Source organism: Rhodanobacter sp. UC4448_H15 (assembly GCF_052978265.1).
On record NZ_CM129665.1, the window covers coordinates 2,101,272 to 2,117,826 of the forward strand.

Annotated in this window: 12 protein-coding genes; 8 read left to right on the forward strand and 4 right to left on the reverse strand. The window is 67.5% G+C overall.

Annotated elements, in window-relative coordinates; genetic code table 11:
* Nucleotides 1–7: 7 nt before the first annotated feature.
* Both ACVCMI_RS09420 and ACVCMI_RS09425 read right to left on the reverse strand, forming a co-directional pair.
* A complete protein-coding gene (locus ACVCMI_RS09420; RefSeq protein ID WP_447099026.1) occupies nucleotides 8–1,714 on the reverse strand; it encodes a hypothetical protein in 1,707 nt (568 codons plus the stop codon).
* 198 nt (nucleotides 1,715–1,912) lie between these two features.
* The gene (locus ACVCMI_RS09425) at nucleotides 1,913–2,572 is read right to left on the reverse strand and encodes a response regulator (RefSeq protein ID WP_447099025.1); all 660 of its coding nucleotides are present in this window, start codon (nucleotides 2,570–2,572) and stop codon (nucleotides 1,913–1,915) included.
* A 105-nt stretch (nucleotides 2,573–2,677) separates the two neighbouring features.
* Here ACVCMI_RS09425 and ACVCMI_RS09430 point away from each other — a divergent pair, with 105 nt between their 5' ends.
* From ACVCMI_RS09430 to ACVCMI_RS09455, 6 genes are all read left to right on the forward strand, one after another.
* Nucleotides 2,678–4,528 carry a 3-hydroxybutyrate oligomer hydrolase family protein gene (locus ACVCMI_RS09430; RefSeq protein ID WP_447099024.1) on the forward strand — a complete coding sequence of 617 codons (1,851 nt, stop codon included), beginning with the start codon at nucleotides 2,678–2,680 and terminating at the stop codon, nucleotides 4,526–4,528.
* Between the two features lie 180 nt (nucleotides 4,529–4,708).
* Nucleotides 4,709–7,234: a TonB-dependent receptor gene (locus tag ACVCMI_RS09435; protein ID WP_447099023.1), complete on the forward strand. Its 2,526-nt coding sequence runs from the start codon at nucleotides 4,709–4,711 to the stop codon at nucleotides 7,232–7,234.
* A 128-nt stretch (nucleotides 7,235–7,362) separates the two neighbouring features.
* A complete protein-coding gene (locus ACVCMI_RS09440) occupies nucleotides 7,363–9,657 on the forward strand; it encodes a glycosyl hydrolase family 95 catalytic domain-containing protein (protein WP_447099022.1) in 2,295 nt (764 codons plus the stop codon).
* The gene (locus ACVCMI_RS09445; RefSeq protein WP_447099021.1) at nucleotides 9,654–11,297 is read left to right on the forward strand and encodes a trehalase family glycosidase; all 1,644 of its coding nucleotides are present in this window, start codon (nucleotides 9,654–9,656) and stop codon (nucleotides 11,295–11,297) included. Before ACVCMI_RS09440 ends, ACVCMI_RS09445 begins: the two co-directional genes overlap by 4 nt.
* Before the next feature lie 74 nt (nucleotides 11,298–11,371).
* On the forward strand, nucleotides 11,372–11,881 hold the full coding sequence (locus ACVCMI_RS09450) for a peptidylprolyl isomerase (protein WP_395118250.1): 510 nt from the start codon (nucleotides 11,372–11,374) through the stop codon (nucleotides 11,879–11,881).
* Between the two features lie 135 nt (nucleotides 11,882–12,016).
* The gene (locus ACVCMI_RS09455; RefSeq protein ID WP_447099020.1) at nucleotides 12,017–12,436 is read left to right on the forward strand and encodes a YidB family protein; all 420 of its coding nucleotides are present in this window, start codon (nucleotides 12,017–12,019) and stop codon (nucleotides 12,434–12,436) included.
* A gap of 47 nt (nucleotides 12,437–12,483) precedes the next feature.
* Here the strand turns inward: ACVCMI_RS09455 and ACVCMI_RS09460 are convergent, their stop codons facing one another.
* Nucleotides 12,484–12,738 carry a GlsB/YeaQ/YmgE family stress response membrane protein gene (locus ACVCMI_RS09460; protein WP_395118254.1) on the reverse strand — a complete coding sequence of 85 codons (255 nt, stop codon included), beginning with the start codon at nucleotides 12,736–12,738 and terminating at the stop codon, nucleotides 12,484–12,486.
* A gap of 160 nt (nucleotides 12,739–12,898) precedes the next feature.
* Between ACVCMI_RS09460 and ACVCMI_RS09465 the strand changes: the two genes are divergently transcribed.
* Both ACVCMI_RS09465 and ACVCMI_RS09470 read left to right on the forward strand, forming a co-directional pair.
* Nucleotides 12,899–14,098 (forward strand): aminotransferase class I/II-fold pyridoxal phosphate-dependent enzyme, encoded by a 1,200-nt coding sequence (locus ACVCMI_RS09465; RefSeq protein WP_447099019.1) that lies wholly within the window; start codon nucleotides 12,899–12,901, stop codon nucleotides 14,096–14,098.
* 111 nt (nucleotides 14,099–14,209) lie between these two features.
* Nucleotides 14,210–15,193: a malate dehydrogenase gene (locus ACVCMI_RS09470; protein ID WP_447099018.1), complete on the forward strand. Its 984-nt coding sequence runs from the start codon at nucleotides 14,210–14,212 to the stop codon at nucleotides 15,191–15,193.
* A gap of 116 nt (nucleotides 15,194–15,309) precedes the next feature.
* Here the strand turns inward: ACVCMI_RS09470 and ACVCMI_RS09475 are convergent, their stop codons facing one another.
* Nucleotides 15,310–16,518, reverse strand: a complete 1,209-nt coding sequence (locus ACVCMI_RS09475) for a cation:proton antiporter (protein ID WP_447099017.1) — start codon at nucleotides 16,516–16,518, stop codon at nucleotides 15,310–15,312.
* Between the last annotated feature and the right edge of the window lie 37 nt (nucleotides 16,519–16,555).

Below are 16,555 nucleotides of genomic sequence, written 5' to 3' on the forward strand. Positions count from 1 at the left end.
CGTGCATTCACGGATGTGCCGCGACGAACCCCTTCGCTTCGGCCAGCGCCGGCAGGCCCGCATCGGCGCTGTGCCAGATGGTCATCAGTTCCTTGTAGGTGGCGGTGGCTGCCGCGGTGTCGCCGCTGGCCGATTCCGCGCGGGCGCGGCCGAGCAGGGACCGGGTGCGGCGGGGTGCGCTTTTCAGTGCGGTCCCGAATGCCGCGCGCGCCTCGGTCGCCTTGCCTTGCCTGAGCAACTGTTCGCCCAGCAGTTCGTGTGGCGGCTTGATCGGCACCGGCGGACCGAAGTCGAACGCCAGTGTTTCGTAGCGGCGGGCTGCGCGGTGGATGGCATCCAGGCCACTCTGCGGCTTGCCCTCGCCGATCGCCAGCATGCCGCCGAGGTCCTCCCGGAGGATGGCCAGGTAGCTGGTCGTCTGGGCGTCGCCGGAGGTCTCGCTGCCGGCGTGCCGGGCCGACAGCGCGGCCAGCGATTTCTGCGCAGCCGGCAGGTCGTGGCGTTCGATCGCGGCATAGCCCTCGGTGAAATCGTTCCAGCCGGCGTCCGGGCCCATGCCGGTCGTATCCACCGTGGTGTGCGCGGCCGGGCCGTTGCCGTCGCCGGATTCGACCACGGCGATCGCGCGCATCTGCAACAGCGACTTGTTGAGCATTTGCGCGAATTTCGTCGGCGTGCTTTGCATCGTGGCCAGCCGGTCGGCGTGGGCGTTGGCCCAGGCTATCGAGGACTCGATCGACTGCCGGCATGCCTGCAGCGCCCTTTCAGCATCGCGGAAACGACCCTGCTGGTAGTAGGCGTACTCCAGCCACTCCATGTAGTGACCGCATTCGGCGGGCGGGCGGCCGGCGGCTTTGGCCTGGGCATTGACCACGCGCATCGCCACCTCGTTGGCTTTCGCCACGTCATCCCACAAGCCGAGCGCCATGAAGATGTGCGACGTCATGTGCTGGGCGTGGGCGGCCTCGGGCGAGATCTTCGACAGCGCGTGCGCAGGCTCGAGCGCGCCGGCGGCGTGCGCGGGATCGTCCATCGCGTGAATCCAGTAATGCGCCGCGCCGGGGTCCTGCGGGTTCAGGCGGAAGATGCGCTCGGCAATGGCACCGGCGCGCAGATAGGCCGGGATGTCGCGCACGCCTTCGCTGCGTCCCATCAGCGCCAGCGCGTGGAAGAGCTGGGCGTTGTTGTCATGCGGCCAGGTCCTGGCCAATCGCTCCATCGCCTGGTCGTACTGCGCGTCGCGTTCCGGCTTGGTGCCGTGGCCGGAATACAGGATTTCCACGGCGGCGAGATAGGCCTTCTCGCGCGGCGTCGGCGCCTTGGCGGCGCGCGCGGCCGGGGTAGGGCCGAGCCGGTCGAGTGCCGCGCGACCGGCATCGGCATCGAGCTGGTTCCAGATGCCGTGGTTGTACGTCATCGCTTCACCCCAGCAGGCCATGGCGAAGCCCGGGTCCAGTTGCCGGGCCTCGCGGAATGCCTTGGCGGCATCCGGATACTCGAACAGGTGCAACAGCAGCGCGCCGCGCAGGAAGGCGGTTTGCGCAGCCGTCGAATGGGTCGACGTGGGGAACGAGATGCTGCCGAGGCCGGCGATGGTTTGCATCGGGGTGGCTTCGCGCGCCTGGGCGCCGGTCAGCAGGCCCGGCCACAGGATTCCGCAGACGAAGGCGACGAGAGCCAGGACGACGAGACGAAGACGACGCGACAGATTCATGATTGACATCCTTCTGCTGGATGAAGTCACGTGCGGCGGGCGAACCCGCCGGCGCAGGGGACGAGATCATGAGGTAGCGCCCATCCTCCGGGAACGGGGCAGAGGCGTCTCGGTCTGGGCGCGCGCAGTGTGCGCCTGGCCGGCCACGGATGGAATCCCGCCAAGGGCGATGTCGTGGCGTGGTGTCGCCGCGTGCGGCTATCCCACCCGTCCTGGCTCCCCCAGGTCGAGCGATCGCAACAGCATGCCGGCCTGCGTGCGATTGCGCACCCGCAGCTTCTCGAAGATCGCCGTGACGTGCGCCTTCACCGTGCGTTCCTGGATCGAGAGCCGGTCGGCGATCTGCTTGTTCAGCAGCCCCTCGGCGAGCAGGGCGAGCACCCGCGACTGCTGTTCAGTCAACCGGGCCAGCCGGCCGGCGAGATCGGTGTCGGTGGAATCGGCGGGCAGGGCGGCGACGGCGTCGGCGAGTGCGGCGGGCAGCCAGCTGCCGCAGTCGAGCACCTGCCGGATCGCTGCACCGATCTCGGTGGGGCTGGCGCTCTTGCAGATGAAACCGGCGGCACCGTGGTCGAGCACGCGGCGCACCACGTGCGGTTCGTCGTGCGCGGATACCACCAGCACGGCAACCGCCGGATGCTGGCCGCGCACCGCGGCCAGCCCGGTCAGTCCGTGGCTGCCCGGCATGTGCAGGTCGAGCAGCACCAGGTCGATGTCCGGGTCCGCACGCAACGCGGCCAGTGCGGTGGCCAGATTGGTGGCCTCGCGCACGGTGCAGTCGGGCAGGCTGTGCTCGGCGGCCTGGCGCAACGCGGCACGAAACAGCGGGTGGTCGTCGGCGATCAACAGACTCGGCATGAGCGCCAAGGTAGCCGGACGAACTGCCGGCGTCGAGTTGCCGTGGCGGCGAGGCTGGACCTTCGTACGATGGCAACGCGTCGCGTGCCTGCTTATGGTGTGGCAATGAATGCATCCCTTCGCTGGTTGGCCGCGCCGTGCATCTGCGTGCTGGTTTCCGTCATGCTGTCCGCTTGTGTCGAAGGGGCGACCACGCGAGGGGCGAAGATGCATGAGCTGGAACTGGGCAAAGTGCTTGCCACCGAGCACCGCGGCCACGATGACCTGCTCAGCGCCGGCCTGGGCCTGAGCGGATTGGCAGGCTTGCCGGCGCCGTTCGCCAATCCGCTGGCGCCTACCGCGGCGGAGCTGCGCCGCTGGGCGATCCAGGCCAGTTGGAAAGGCATCGCCGATCTCGGCCCGCTGGGCGGCTACGGCCGCGTGTACGGCGGCGTGCCGGACGTGCCGGGGCGCGAGTACCAGATGTTCGCTCGGCTGCCGGGGGCGCGTTCGCCGCATCGGGTGCTGCTGCAATTGCCCGACGGATTCGACCACGCGAAGCGCTGCCTGGTGGTGACCGCCTCGTCCGGTTCGCGCGGCATCTACGGCGCGATCGCCGTGGCCGGCGCGTGGGGTTTGCCGCGCGGTTGCGCGGTGGCGTACACCGACAAGGGCACCGGCTCGGGCTATTTCGATTATTCCGACGACAGCGGGGTGGCGCTGGACGGCCGGCGTGCGAAACGCGGCGAGCAGGAACTGGAGTTCGAGCCGCCGCCGGCAGGTGCCGGCACGGGCATCGCGGTCAAGCACGCGCACTCCGGCGACAACCCGGAGGCGGACTGGGGCCGCGACGTGATCCAGGCCGCGCAGTTCGGCCTGGCCATGCTCGACCGCGCCTATCCCGGCGAGGCGCCGTTCACGGCGCAGAACACGAAGATCATCGCCACCGGCATCTCCAATGGCGGCGGCGCGGTGCTGCAGGCGGCGGGGCTCGACCATGACGGGTTCTTCGCCGGCGTGGTGGCGCTGGAACCCAATGTCTACGCCGCGGACGGCGGCCGGCCGCTGTACGACTACGCGACCGAGGCGGCGATCTGGCTGCCATGCGCGCTTGCCGACGCCCGCTTCGACGACACGCCCATGGCGCGCGGGGCAACCCGTCAGCCGCCGCCGGCGTGGTCGTTGCGCTGCGCCAGCCTGCGCGCGCAGGGCAAGCTGCAAGGCAGCACGCTGGCCGAGCAGTCGGCGCAGGCGCGCCACTATCTGCAGCAGCGTGGCTGGAACGACGCGGCGATGGCCACCGCGGCCAGCACCACCGCGTTCGACCTGTGGCGCGTGGTCACCGCCGGTTACGCCTCGGCCTATCTGCGCCGCGGCCCTGCCGACATGCCATGCGGGTTCCATTACGCGCCGATGGGTGCCGGTGCCCTCCCGGGCGTGACTGATCCGATGGCGCGCGCGGCGTGGTGGGCCGACGCCTCGGGCATTCCTCCCGGCAATGGCGTGGGGCTGTTCGGCGGCGTCAACGTGTCGCCCGATCCGACTCTGCTCGGCGAGGATTGCCTGCGCGCGCTGTGGACCGGCGACGAGCCGGCCGCGCAGATGCTGCAGGCCTCCATTGCTGCCACGGCGGCCAAGCTGCCACGCGCCGACTTGCCGCTGTGGGTGGTGCACGGTGCCGACGACGGCCTGCTGCCGACCGCCTTCACCTCCGAACCCTATGTCGCCTGGCTGCGCGAAGAGGGCCGTCGGCTGCTGTACTGGAAGGTGCCGCACGCCCAGCATTTCGATGCGTTCCTGCCGCTGCCAGGCTTCGGCGAGCGCCATCTGCCGCTGCTGCCCTACGGCTACGCCGCCCTCGACCGATTGTGGGCGCATCTGTACGAGGGGGCTGGCTGGCCGACCAGCGTGCCCACGCCTGCAGGCCACCCGCGCGGCGCATCCGTGCTCACGCGGGAGTCGCTGGGGCTGGACTGAGGCGCTGCCTCGCGGGGGCGGGTGTTGACCTGACCGGAAAAACGGCGCGACCATGTTCAGTGTTGCGGCAAATCGTCGCAGGCGAGGGACAACAAAAATCAGGGGCTCAATGACGGCGAAGCGGCCGGTCGCGAATGCGGCCGATACCGGCGAACCGCCTTACGTCGGGAGCAGAACTTGATGAACAGACACATTCGATTGGTCTTGTCCGCGGCGATTGCCGCCTGCCTCGTGCCCGGACTCGCGCTGGCACAGGATGACGACTCGGCGCAAATCACGGCACCGCCTGCTGCCAGCAAGGCGCCGCCCAAGCCCAGTACCGCCAATACCAAGAACCTCGAACAGGTGGTGGTGACGGGCAACGCGGCCACCGGCGGCCTGAAGAAGATCGACGCCAGCTACACGATCACCACGGCAACCGCCGAGCAGATCAAGATGGCCAACCCCAAGAGCACGGCCGATCTGCTGAAGATCGCGCCGGGCCTGTGGCCGGAGTCCACCGGTGGCCAGACCGGCGCCAACATCGAGATCGCCGGCTTCCCCGGCGGCGGCGATGCGCCCTTCAACACGGTGCAACTGATGGGCTCGCCGCTGTACGGCATGCCGACGCTGTCGTTCTTCGAGCAGACCTCGATCTTCCGCCTCGACGACACCGTCGATCGCGTCGAGATCATCCAGGGCGGGCCCTCGGTAGTATTCGCCGACGGCCAGATCGGCGCCAGCGAGAACTTCATCCTCAAGCAGGGCACCGAGGTGCCTTCGGGCAGCGTCGGGGTGACCTGGGGCAACGAGAACCTCAAGCGCGTCGATGGCTTCTTCGGCTTTCCGATCGCGCAGGACTGGTATGGCAGCGTGGGCGGCTTCTACCGCGATTCGGACGGCGTGCGCGATCCGCAGTTTCCCGCCGACAAGGGCGGCCAGCTCACCGGCACGCTGACCCACGACAGCGACAACGGCACGATGACGCTGTACGCGCGCTACCTCGACGACAAGAACCAGTTCATCACGCCGATTCCGCTGATCCAGACCGGCACGGACAACTTCCATGCCTATCCGGGCTTCGATCCGCTGACCGACACGTACAACAGCAAGGCCATCCAGCACGTGTTCCTGCGCGGCTATCCCGGTGGGGGCCGCAACGCCGACCTGGCCAATGGCCGCGGCGCCAAGTTCGGCTTCTTCGGCGGCAACTTCGACTACGACCTGGGCAACGGCTGGCGGCTGTCGAACAAGTTCCTCATCGACGGCGGCGACGTCGACACCAATGCGCTGTTTTCCGGCACCAACCCGGGCAGCATGAACGACATGCTGTACACCGACCAGAGCCAGATCGGCGCGTTCAACCTGGCGCCTGGTTCGGCCACCGCCACCTACGTGGGTGGCGGCGCGGTCGATCCGAACCAGAGCGTGATCCACCAGGGCTGGTGGTTCATCCACAAGCACCTGAAGAACATCAACAACGACTTTCGCCTGAGCAAGGAGATCTTCGACGGCAACACGCTCACCGCCGGCCTGTACCTGGCGCACTACACCATGGATGACGAGTGGGCACTGGGCAACCAGATGCTGATGACCAACACGCCCAACGCACGCCCGATCACGGTCAGCTACGTCGATGCCAACGGCGTCAACCAGCTCACCGACAACCAGGGGTTCCTCGACTACGGCGGCTTCAACATCACCGAGCATGGCAACGCCAACAACAAGGCGTTCTACCTGTCCGACATCTGGCGCCTGGGCAAGTGGCTGATCGACCTGTCCGGCCGGGTGGAGAACCAGAACGCCACCAACGACGTGTGCAACCTCACCAACGTCAACCTGGACGGCGACCCCAACACCAAGTATGACAACGCCGTGCCGGTATGCAACGGCAGCTTCTCGCATACGCGCTACGACAAGACGCATCCCTCGTGGACGTTCGGCGTGAACTACGAGCTGGCCGACAACATGAGCGTGTATTTCCGGGCGAACAAGGGCGCGCACTTCCCCGATTTCGACAACGGCATCCGCGGCAATGCGTCGGACAACGTCGCGCCGGTGCAGAAGATCCAGAACGTCGAGGGCGGCTTCAAGTTCCAGTCCAAGCAGTTCTATGCGGACATCAGCGTGTACCACCGCCAGTTCATCGGTCTGCTGTACCAGCCCACCGACGCCGGCGGCGTGCCGAACGGCCCGCAGAGCACCTACGGTTCGGATTCCAAGGGCGTCAACGTCAACACCGCGTGGAGCCCGACCGAGAACCTCAAGTTCCAGCTGATCGGCGACTACCTCGATGGCCACTACTCGCACAACAGCTCATGCCTGCCGTACACCAACCCGGTAGCCGGCGACGGCTGCGCGCTGATCAACGGCGTGCAGCTGCAGCGCCAGCCGAAAGTGCGCTACATGTTCACGCCCAGCTACAAGATCCCGTTCGGCTGGGGCGACGTGCTGGCCTTCGTCACCTATACCCACGTCGGCCCGCACACGCAGGACATTTCCGGCCTGCAGCAGCTGGGCAGCTACCACACCTGGGATTTCGGCGTGGTCGCCAACCTGCAGCAGAACTGGCAGGTGCGCGTGCAGGGCACCAACATGACCAACGAGCTGGGGCTGACCGAGAGCAACTCGCGCATCTTCGGTTCGGCGGCCGGAACCACCGGCGTGATCCTGGCCCGTCCGCTGGAGGGGCGTGAAGTCAACATGGAGGTCAAGTACATGTTCTGACCTGCGCAGGTGGCGCTTCCACGGGTGCGGGAGTGCCACCCATTTTCCCGGGGTCATTCCCGCGAAAGCGGGAATGACCCCGGGGGTACGCAGCCTTCCGGAAGCCGGGCAACAAAGAGGCATGCCCCATGAAGCGTTTTTCCGCCGGACTCGCGGCGTTCCTGCTCGCCATCACCTTGCTCGCTGCGCCGGCATCGGCCGCCACCGATCCGAGCTTCCTGTTCACCGCCACGGCGAAGGATTTCGCCAGCTACTTCCCTGGTTACCTCGCCAACGGCTACTTCTCCACCATGACCTCGCCGCGCGGCACCGAGCCGAACGCGTCGTACATGGTCGCCTTCATGGATTACAAGCCGGGCGACATCTCGCGTCCCGCGGCGATTCCCGGCTGGAGCGAAATCGACTACAACCCCGGCGGTGGCTGGCTCAACCGCACGCGACTGGATGCGGGCATCTTCCAGCGCTACGCACAGACGCTGGACATGCACGACGCCACGCTGACCACGCGCTACCGCTTCGCTTACGCCAACAAGGCCAGCGACATCGAGGTCACCAGCTTCGTCAGCCAGGCCTCGCCGCACCTCGCGGCTATCCGCATGGCGATCACGCCGCAGTTCGACGGCCAGGTGCAGCTGAGTTTTCCGATCCGGTTGTGGTCCGAGCACCAGCCGCGCTTCCCGATCGCCAGCATGGGCGGCGAGGAAATGATCGCCGCGGTGATCGCCAGCGGGCAGAGCCTGGACAACAAGCCGGTACCCACGCCCGACCGTGCGCCGGTGTGGTATCCGGGCTACACCAGGGTGCTTTCCACGCGCGGCGACGACAGGGCGTTGACTCTGCAACTGAAGGGCATGGCGCAACACGGCCCGGGCATGGCCGAGGCGGCGGCGATCGGCCTGCCGGCGGGTCTCTCGCCCGACACGGTGAAGCTCGAACGGACGCCAACGAAGTTGTCGCTGGAGATCACGGCCACCGTGCACAAGGGCCAGCGCTACGTCTTCACCAAGTACGTGGCGCTCTCGCGCGACGGCTGGGGCGACGACGGGGACGTGCTCGCCCTGGCCAGCGCCGCGCGCAAGGCCGGCTTCGACCGCCTGCTCGCCGATCACCGGGCGGCCTGGCACAAGCTGTGGCAATCGGACATCGTGATCGACGGCAAACCGGCCGTGCAGAAGGCGGTGCACTCGGACCTCTACTACCTGTTGTCCAACACCACCGTCGGCACCGCCTGGCCGATGGGTGCCTGCGCGCTGACGCCCAATTACGCGGGCCATGCGTTCTGGGACAGCGACTCGTGGGTGTTCCCGGCGCTGCTGCTGTTGCACCCGGAGCGCGCCAGACCCATCGTGATGTTCCGCGACCGCACCACCGGACCCGCGCGGGCGCGTGCCCGCCAGTACGGCGTGCAAGGCACCATGTACCCGTGGGAAGCCGATCCGCAGACCGGCGTGGACGTCACCCCGCACTTCGCCTGGGAGGTCTACCGCGAGGTCCACGTCAACGCCGACATCGCCATCGCGCAATGGCAGTACTACCTGGCGACGGGTGACAAGGCATGGTTGAAAACGCATGCGTGGCCCGTGCTGGAGGGCATTGCCACGTTCTGGACCAGCCGCGTCACCTACGACAAGTCGCACGACCGCTACGAGATCCACCACGTCACGTCGCCCGACGAGGCCTACAACGACGTGCCGAACGACTCCTTCACCAATGCCGTCGCCCGCAAGGCGCTCGAGATCGCGGTGAAGGCAGCGCGCGTGGTGGGCGCCAAGGCGGACCCGCGCTGGAGCGAGATCGCCGCGAAGATGTACATCCCGTTCGACGAGGATGAACAGCGCCATCTGGATTTCGACAAGTCGGTGCCGCACGACAAGATCACCTGGATGGGCTCCTCGCTGGCCTGGCTGATGTATCCGAACCTGGACTTGCCGATGTCGCCGCAGGTGCGCCGCAACGACTTCGACTTCCAGCTGCAGGCGCTGAAGAGCCACGGCGACGACCCCAACGAGATGATGATGGTGATGCTCGCCGTCGGTGCCGCAGAGCTGGGCGACGGCAAGGCGGCCGGCGAATGGATCGATCGCAACCTGGTCGGTTTCCTCAAACCCCCGTTCAACGTGCGCACCGAGACCGCGGCCAACAACGCCGGCTACATCCTGGCCACCTCGGCCGGCTTCGTGCAAAGCATGCTGTACGGTCTCACCGGACTGCGCATCGACGACGACGGGCTGAGCGCGAAGTACGCCCCGGTGTTGCCGCCAGGCTGGAACGCCTTGACGCTCAAGGACGTGAAGTTCCGCGGGCGCCGCTACGACATCCGCGTCAGTCGCGACGCCGACGGCAAGGTGGTGCTCAGCCGCCAGCCGTTGCGTGCAGCTGGCATGCGCCACCCTGATCCATTGCAGGAGGAAGCCCGCCCATGAAAGTCGTCTCCCTGTTCGCCGCCATGGCGCTGGCCTTCGCTACCGCGGCCGGTGCCGCCACGCCCGACCCGGCGCAGACGCAGGCATACATCCACAAGGCCTGGGACACGCTGACGCGCTCGCTGGACGATTGCTCGGCCCTGCACGATCCGAAAATGGATGCGCGCCCGGTGCTCTACCTGCCGGCCGGCTTCCCTGCGCCCGCAGCGATGGCCGACATCAGACAGCGTTGCAAGATCGACGTGCACACGCTGCCTCGGCGCATCGAAAAGCTCGGCGACCTGATGCCGTCCGCGCTGCCGGCGGAAGGCCTGCTCTACCTGCCCAGGCCCTACGTGGTGCCGGGCGGGCAGTTCAACGAGATGTACGGCTGGGACAGCTACTTCATCCAGCTCGGCTTGCTGGCGGACGGGCGCGTCGAGCTGGCTCGCGACATGACCGACAACATGCTGTTCGAGGTCGAGCACTACGGCGGCGTGCTCAACGCCAACCGCACCTATTACCTGACTCGTTCGCAGCCGCCGTTCCTGTCGCGAATGATCGGCGACGTGCTGGCCGCGCCCGGCGCCTTCAAGGGCGAGGCCGAGCGGCATGCATGGCTGGTCCACGCCTATCCGCTGGCGGTGGCCAACTACCGCATCTGGACCCGACCCGAGCATCGTGCCGGCGACACCGGCCTGGCACGCTACTTCGACCTCGGCGCCGGCCCGGTGCCGGAGATGCACGGCAGCGCCTACTACCGCGGCGTGATCGACTGGGTGCTGGCGCATCCGAAGGACGACCCCGGCTACCTGGTCAAGGCCGCCGAGCATCCCGACGCCGCCGAGACAGCGCGCCTGAAATCCACCAGTTGCGACATCGAGGCGTCCCATGTCTGCGCCGGCGCCTGGTCGCAGGGCCATCGCCTGAGCGCCGACTACTACCTGGGTGATCGCGCCATGCGCGAGTCCGGCTTCGACACCAATTTCCACTTCGGTCCGTACGGCGGAACCACCCATCACTACGCCGGCGTGGGCCTCAACAGCCTGCTGTATCGCTACGAGCGCGACCTGCACGACTTCGCCCTGCAACTGGGCAAGGTGGCCGAGGCCAGGCAATGGGCGGACGCCGCCGCGAGGCGCAAGGTGGCGATGGACAAGTACCTGTGGCAGCCGGAACGCGGCATGTTCATGGACTACGACTTCACCACCAGCAAGGCATCGACGCAGCCCTATGTCACCACCTACTGGCCGCTGTGGGCCGGGCTGGCCAGCAAGGCGCAGGCGGCCGCGCTGCAGAAGCACCTGGCCGTGTTCGAGCGCAAGGGCGGCCTGTCGATGGACGACCTGGGCAGCGGCGCGCAATGGGACGAGCCGTTCGGCTGGGCGCCCACCAACTGGCTGGCGATCTCGGGCCTGGACGCCTACGGTTTCCATGACGACGCCCGCCGCCTGGCGCGCAAGTTCACGGCCACGGTGGATACCGGCTTCGCCCACGACGGCACCATCCGCGAGAAATACAACATGGCGCTGGGCAACGCGGAGGTGAAGATCACCGCCGGCTACACCACCAACGTGATCGGCTTCGGCTGGACCAACGCGGTCTACCTCAAACTGCACCAGTTGCTGCAGGCGGCGCCAAAGCCGGCGGCGGCGCACTGAGGATCATCCGTTCACGGCTGCAGCCGGCGGCTGGGTTATCCTTTCGGTCTTTCGCCCCAGCCTCAAGGATCGCCATGACCATCAACGTCACCTTCACCACCAACCGCGGCCCGATCCACCTGCGCCTGCACGAGGACAAGGCACCGGTGACGGTCGCCAGCTTCGTCAACCTGGCGCGCCGCGGCTACTACGACGGCCTGTCGTTCCATCGCGTGATCGCCGATTTCATGATCCAGGGCGGGTGCCCCGAGGGCAGTGGCCGCGGTGGTCCGGGCTACAAGTTCGAGGACGAGTTCAATCCGTCGCTGCGTCACGACAAGCCGGGTGTGCTGTCGATGGCCAATGCCGGTCCGCGCACCAACGGCAGCCAGTTCTTCATCACCCACGGCCCGACGCCGTGGCTGGACGGCAAGCACAGCGTGTTCGGCGAAGTGCTGGACGCGTCCGACATGGACGTGGTCAACGCGATCCAGCAGGGTGACACGATCGAGAAGGTCACCGTGGAGGGCGACGTCGACGCCTTGCTGGCGGCGCAGGTCGACCGCGTCAAGGAATGGAACGAGGTGCTGGATCAGCGCGGCTGAGCTTGCCGCCGGATACGCAGGAAATCGCCGGCCGGAGCCGGCGATTTTTTTGGGCGAATGAGTCATGGCTCCACTACTTTCACCGGCCTATGATCGGCGGGCTACACGCGTGTTCATTCATCAAGGAGAGCGACCATGTCATTCCTCAATGATTTGCTTGGCGGTCAGGGACAGCAGGCCGGCGGTGCCGGCTCGATGATTTCGGTGGCCAGCGACCTGTTGCAGCGGGCTGGCGGCGTGCAGGGCCTGATCAGCATGCTGCAGCAGCACGGGCTGGGTGGCGCAGTGCAGTCGTGGGTGAGCAACGGGGCGAACCAGCCGGTATCGGGCGATCAACTCGGCCAGGCGCTGCAGCATGGCGGCATGGGCTCGCTGGTGCAGGAGGCGGCCAGCAAGCTCGGCGTCGATCCCGCCGTGGTGCTCAACGGACTTTCGCAGGTCTTGCCGCAGGCGGTCGACCACCTCACACCGGATGGCCAGGTGCCGGCAGACGGGCAGGGCGGCGGCTTCAACCTCGGCATGCTTGAAGGGCTGGCGGGCAAGCTGCTGGGCTGAGGCTGCGGAGCGTCCCGGCGGGGGTGATCGCCCCGCCGGGAGGCCGGTCAGGTCGACTTGCGCTTGAGCAGGTGGTAGAGCAGCAACAACACGATGGCGCCGACCACCGAGGCGATGAAGCCGGCCGATTGCCCCTCCTGGTACCAGCCGAACAAGTGCTGGCCGACCCAGGTCGCCAGCAGCGAGCCGACGATGCCGATGATGGCGGTGATGATGAAGCCGCCCGGGTCCTTGCCCGGCGTCAACAGCTTGGCCACCACGCCCACGACCAGTCCGATCACGAAAACCCAGAGCCAATGCATGCGGTTCTCCTTGTAGCGGGTTGACTGCGAAGCCCGGTGCGCGGGCGCATCCATGATGCCCCGATTGGACGGCGGTGGCGCAAGCGCATGGCAGACGAGCGCCCGGGGCGGGCGGCGTGGTAAAATTGCGGCCTTTGTTTCCTCACTGCGTGAGACAGCAATGCCCCAGCTCGCCAAGCGTGTCGGCCGCGCCAAACCCAGCGCGATCATGCTCATCGCCGAGAAGGCCAGACAGCTCAGGGCTGCCGGCCGCGACATCATCAGCTTCTCCATCGGCGTGCCGAACTTCCTGCCCGGCGAGCATGTCTACGCCGCCGCGCGCGAGTCGCTCTCGCACGACTCCGGCCAGTACGGCAGCAACCGGGGCGCCGACGCGCTGCTGGACGCATTCCTCAGGCACATCGAGGCGCTCGGCTTCAGCGGCTACACGCGCACGAACCTGTCGATCGGCATCGGCGCCAAGCAGGTGCTGTACAACCTGGCCGAGGCGTTGCTGGACGAAGGCGAGGAGATCTGCTTCGCCGCGCCGTACTGGACCACCTACCGCGACATCGCCGACATCGTGGGCGCGAAGATCCACGTGATGCCGTGCGGGGCGGAGCAGAACTACAAGCTCACCCCGGCCCAGCTCGACGCCGCGCTGGCGCGCAAGCCGAAGGTGTTTCTGTTCAACAACCCGTCCAACCCCACCGGCATGGTCTACACCGGCGCGGAAATCGCCGCACTGGCCGAGGTGATCGCCCGGCACCCGGATACCTGGGTCATCACCGACGACATCTACAACGCGATGGTGTTCGACGGGCTGGGATACCACAACTTCGTGTTCGCCAGGCCGGAGCTGCGCGAGCGGGTGATCTTCGTCGATTCGGTCTCCAAGACCTACGGCATGCCGGGCTGGCGCGTGGGCCTGCTGGCTGGCCCCGAAGTGGTGGCCAAGGCGGTCACCACGCTCAATTCCAACCACATCACCAGCCTGCCGGAAGTGATCACCGCCGCGGCCGTCGCAGCCTTGTCCGGCCCGCAGGACGTGCCGCAGGCCAAGTGCAGGGAGTTCGCCGGCCGGCGCGACACGGTGTTTGCCGCGCTCACGGCGATTCCCGGCGTGGCCTGCCCGCGGCCGCAGGGCGCGTTCTACGCGTTCCCGGACATCTCGGCGGCATTCGGCAAGCGCCACGGCAGCATGAAGATCGACAATGACGTGGAGTTCTGCGCCGCGCTGCTGGAAGCCAAGGGCGTGGCCTGCGTGCCCGGCTCGGCCTTCGGCGAGCCGCGTGCGATGCGCATTTCCTACACCTGCCCGCAGGCCCAGTTGCAACCCGGCCTGGACCGTATCGCCGAATTTTTCGCCGAACTGACGTGAATCAGTGCCTGCAGGAGCGCAGCCTGTGCGCGATGCCTTTCGCGACAGGAACATCGCGCGCAGGGTGCGCTCCTGCACGAGAATGAACACCCCCAGAAGGAGTCATCGTCCATGAAAGCCCCCGTTCGAGTTGCCGTTACCGGTGCTGCCGGCCAGATCGGCTATGCCTTGCTGTTCCGCATCGCCGCCGGCGACATGCTCGGCCCCGACCAGCCGGTGATCCTGCATCTGCTGGAGATCACCCCGGCCCTGCCGGCGCTGCAGGGCGTGGTGATGGAACTCAACGATTGCGCGTTCCCGACGCTGGCCGGCGTGGTCGCCACCGATGACGCCAATGTCGCGTTCAAGGATGTGGATTACGCCTTGCTGGTCGGCGCGCGCCCGCGCGGCCCGGGCATGGAGCGCAAGGATCTGCTGGAAGCCAACGGCGCGATCTTCGCACCGCAGGGCAAGGCCCTGAACGCGCATGCCAGGCGTGACGTGAGGGTGCTGGTGGTCGGCAACCCGGCCAACACCAATGCCCTGATCGCCCAGCAGAACGCGCCGGACCTGGATCCGAAGTGCTTCACCGCGATGGTTCGCCTCGACCACAACCGCGCCAAGAGCCAGCTGGCCGAGAAGACCGGCAAGCACAACACCGACGTGAAGAAGATGACGATCTGGGGCAACCACAGCTCCACCCAGTATCCCGACCTGCACCACGCCACCGTCGACGGCAAGCCGGCGCTGAGCCTGGTCGACCGGGCCTGGTACGAGAACGAGTTCATTCCCACCGTGCAGCAGCGCGGCGCGGCCATCATCAAGGCACGCGGCGCCTCGTCGGCCGCCTCGGCTGCCTCGGCGGCGATCGACCACATGCGCACCTGGGCGCAGGGCACGGCCGAGGGCGACTGGGCCTCGATGGGCATTCCTGCCGATGGCTCCTACGGCATCGCGCCGGGCGTGATCTACGGCTACCCGGTGACCGTGAAGAACGGCAAGTACGAGATCGTGCAGGGCCTGGAGATCGGCGCCTTCTCGCGTTCACGCATGGACGCCACCGACAAGGAACTGCGCGAGGAGCGCGCCGGCGTGGAGCACCTGTTCGCCAAGTGATCCCGCCGCGATGCCCGGCCCGCCCTCTGCGCAGGGGCAGCGGGCCACGGCGGCACTCCAACGGGCCGGCTTGCGTCGGCCCGTTGTCGTTTCGTCGCTGCCGCAAGCGGCAGCGGTCAGTTCGGTGCTTCGGGCAACTCCGTGGTGCCGGCGGCCTGATCGCCGCGCTTGAGCAGCCAGGCCAGGATCGGCGGCGTGACCATGGCGGTGAGCAGCGACATCGCCACGATGATCGCGTAGATGCGGTTGTCGAACACGCCGGCGGCCAGCCCCAGGGTGGCGACCACGATGCCCACCTCGCCGCGCGGCACCATGCCGAAGCCGATGATGGTGGCGCTGCGCGTGCCCAGCGTGAGCGAACCGAGCCAGCCGCCGGCCAGCTTGGATACCACCGCGATCGCGGTGACCACCGCCAGCATCCACAGCGCCTCGGCGCTGGCCAGTTCGTGCAGGTCGACCTTGCTGCCGGTGACCACGAAGAAGAACGGGGTAAGCAGGGCGAGCAGCGGGGCCGTCTGCTTTTCCAGGGTGTGCTGCTGGCGCGTTTCCGAGGCGATCATGCCGGCCAAGAACGCGCCGATGATCGCGGCCAGGCCGAAGCGGGTGGACAGCCAGGCCAGCCCCAGGCACAGCGCCAGCACGATCATCAGCGGCGAATGCGGGCCCAGCGGCTTGTCCAGCCAGGCGGAGTTCCAGCGCATCACCCGCGCGCCGCCCCAGCCAATCACCGCGATGAAGCCCGCCGCACCGGCGAGTACCACCAGCAGGTGCGAGGCATCGACGCTGCCGCCACCCTGCAGTGAAATCACGACGCCGAGCAGCAGCATGGCCAGGATGTCATCGATCACCGCCGCACCCAGGATCACCTTGCTCTCGATCCGCTGCAGTACGCCCAGCTCCTGCAGCACGCGCGCGGTGATGCCGGCCGAGGTGGCCACGAAGGCCGCCGCGACGAACAGTGAACGGTCCCAGTCGAAGCCGTTGCCGTGGGCCCACACGCTGCCCATGCCGAACGGCACCAGCACGCCGACCACGCCGACCGCGAACGCCACCGCACCGACCTTCTTCATGTCTTCCAGCCGGGTTTCCAGGCCCACCGCGAACAGCAGCAGGATCACGCCGATCTCCGCCAGCACGTCGAGCGGGGTGCCGGTGGCGATCTGCCCCGGGCTGATCCAGCCGAGCAGGGAAGGGCCGATCGCGCAACCGGCGGCGATCTCGCCGACCACGCCGGGCAGCTTCAGTCGTTGCGCGATCTCGCTGCCGATCTGGGCGGCGACGAACACGACAAACAGGGTGAACAGGATTTCGCTGGCGTGGTGCATGCAATACGTGCCCGAGCTTGCGGCAAAGACTGCATGC

Bases quoted from the DNA above. Each gene is read 5' to 3' on its own strand.
- ACVCMI_RS09465 (WP_447099019.1), top strand. From the start codon at position 12,899: ATGCCCCAGCTCGCCAAGCGTGTCGGCCGCGCCAAACCCAGCGCGATC.
- ACVCMI_RS09445 (WP_447099021.1), top strand. From the start codon at position 9,654: ATGAAAGTCGTCTCCCTGTTCGCCGCCATGGCGCTGGCCTTCGCTACC.
- ACVCMI_RS09430 (WP_447099024.1), top strand. From the start codon at position 2,678: ATGAATGCATCCCTTCGCTGGTTGGCCGCGCCGTGCATCTGCGTGCTG.
- ACVCMI_RS09425 (WP_447099025.1), bottom strand. From the start codon at position 2,572: ATGCCGAGTCTGTTGATCGCCGACGACCACCCGCTGTTTCGTGCCGCG.
- ACVCMI_RS09420 (WP_447099026.1), bottom strand. From the start codon at position 1,714: ATGAATCTGTCGCGTCGTCTTCGTCTCGTCGTCCTGGCTCTCGTCGCC.
- ACVCMI_RS09470 (WP_447099018.1), top strand. From the start codon at position 14,210: ATGAAAGCCCCCGTTCGAGTTGCCGTTACCGGTGCTGCCGGCCAGATC.
- ACVCMI_RS09450 (WP_395118250.1), top strand. From the start codon at position 11,372: ATGACCATCAACGTCACCTTCACCACCAACCGCGGCCCGATCCACCTG.
- ACVCMI_RS09435 (WP_447099023.1), top strand. From the start codon at position 4,709: ATGAACAGACACATTCGATTGGTCTTGTCCGCGGCGATTGCCGCCTGC.
- ACVCMI_RS09475 (WP_447099017.1), bottom strand. From the start codon at position 16,518: ATGCACCACGCCAGCGAAATCCTGTTCACCCTGTTTGTCGTGTTCGTC.
- ACVCMI_RS09455 (WP_447099020.1), top strand. From the start codon at position 12,017: ATGTCATTCCTCAATGATTTGCTTGGCGGTCAGGGACAGCAGGCCGGC.
- ACVCMI_RS09440 (WP_447099022.1), top strand. From the start codon at position 7,363: ATGAAGCGTTTTTCCGCCGGACTCGCGGCGTTCCTGCTCGCCATCACC.
- ACVCMI_RS09460 (WP_395118254.1), bottom strand. From the start codon at position 12,738: ATGCATTGGCTCTGGGTTTTCGTGATCGGACTGGTCGTGGGCGTGGTG.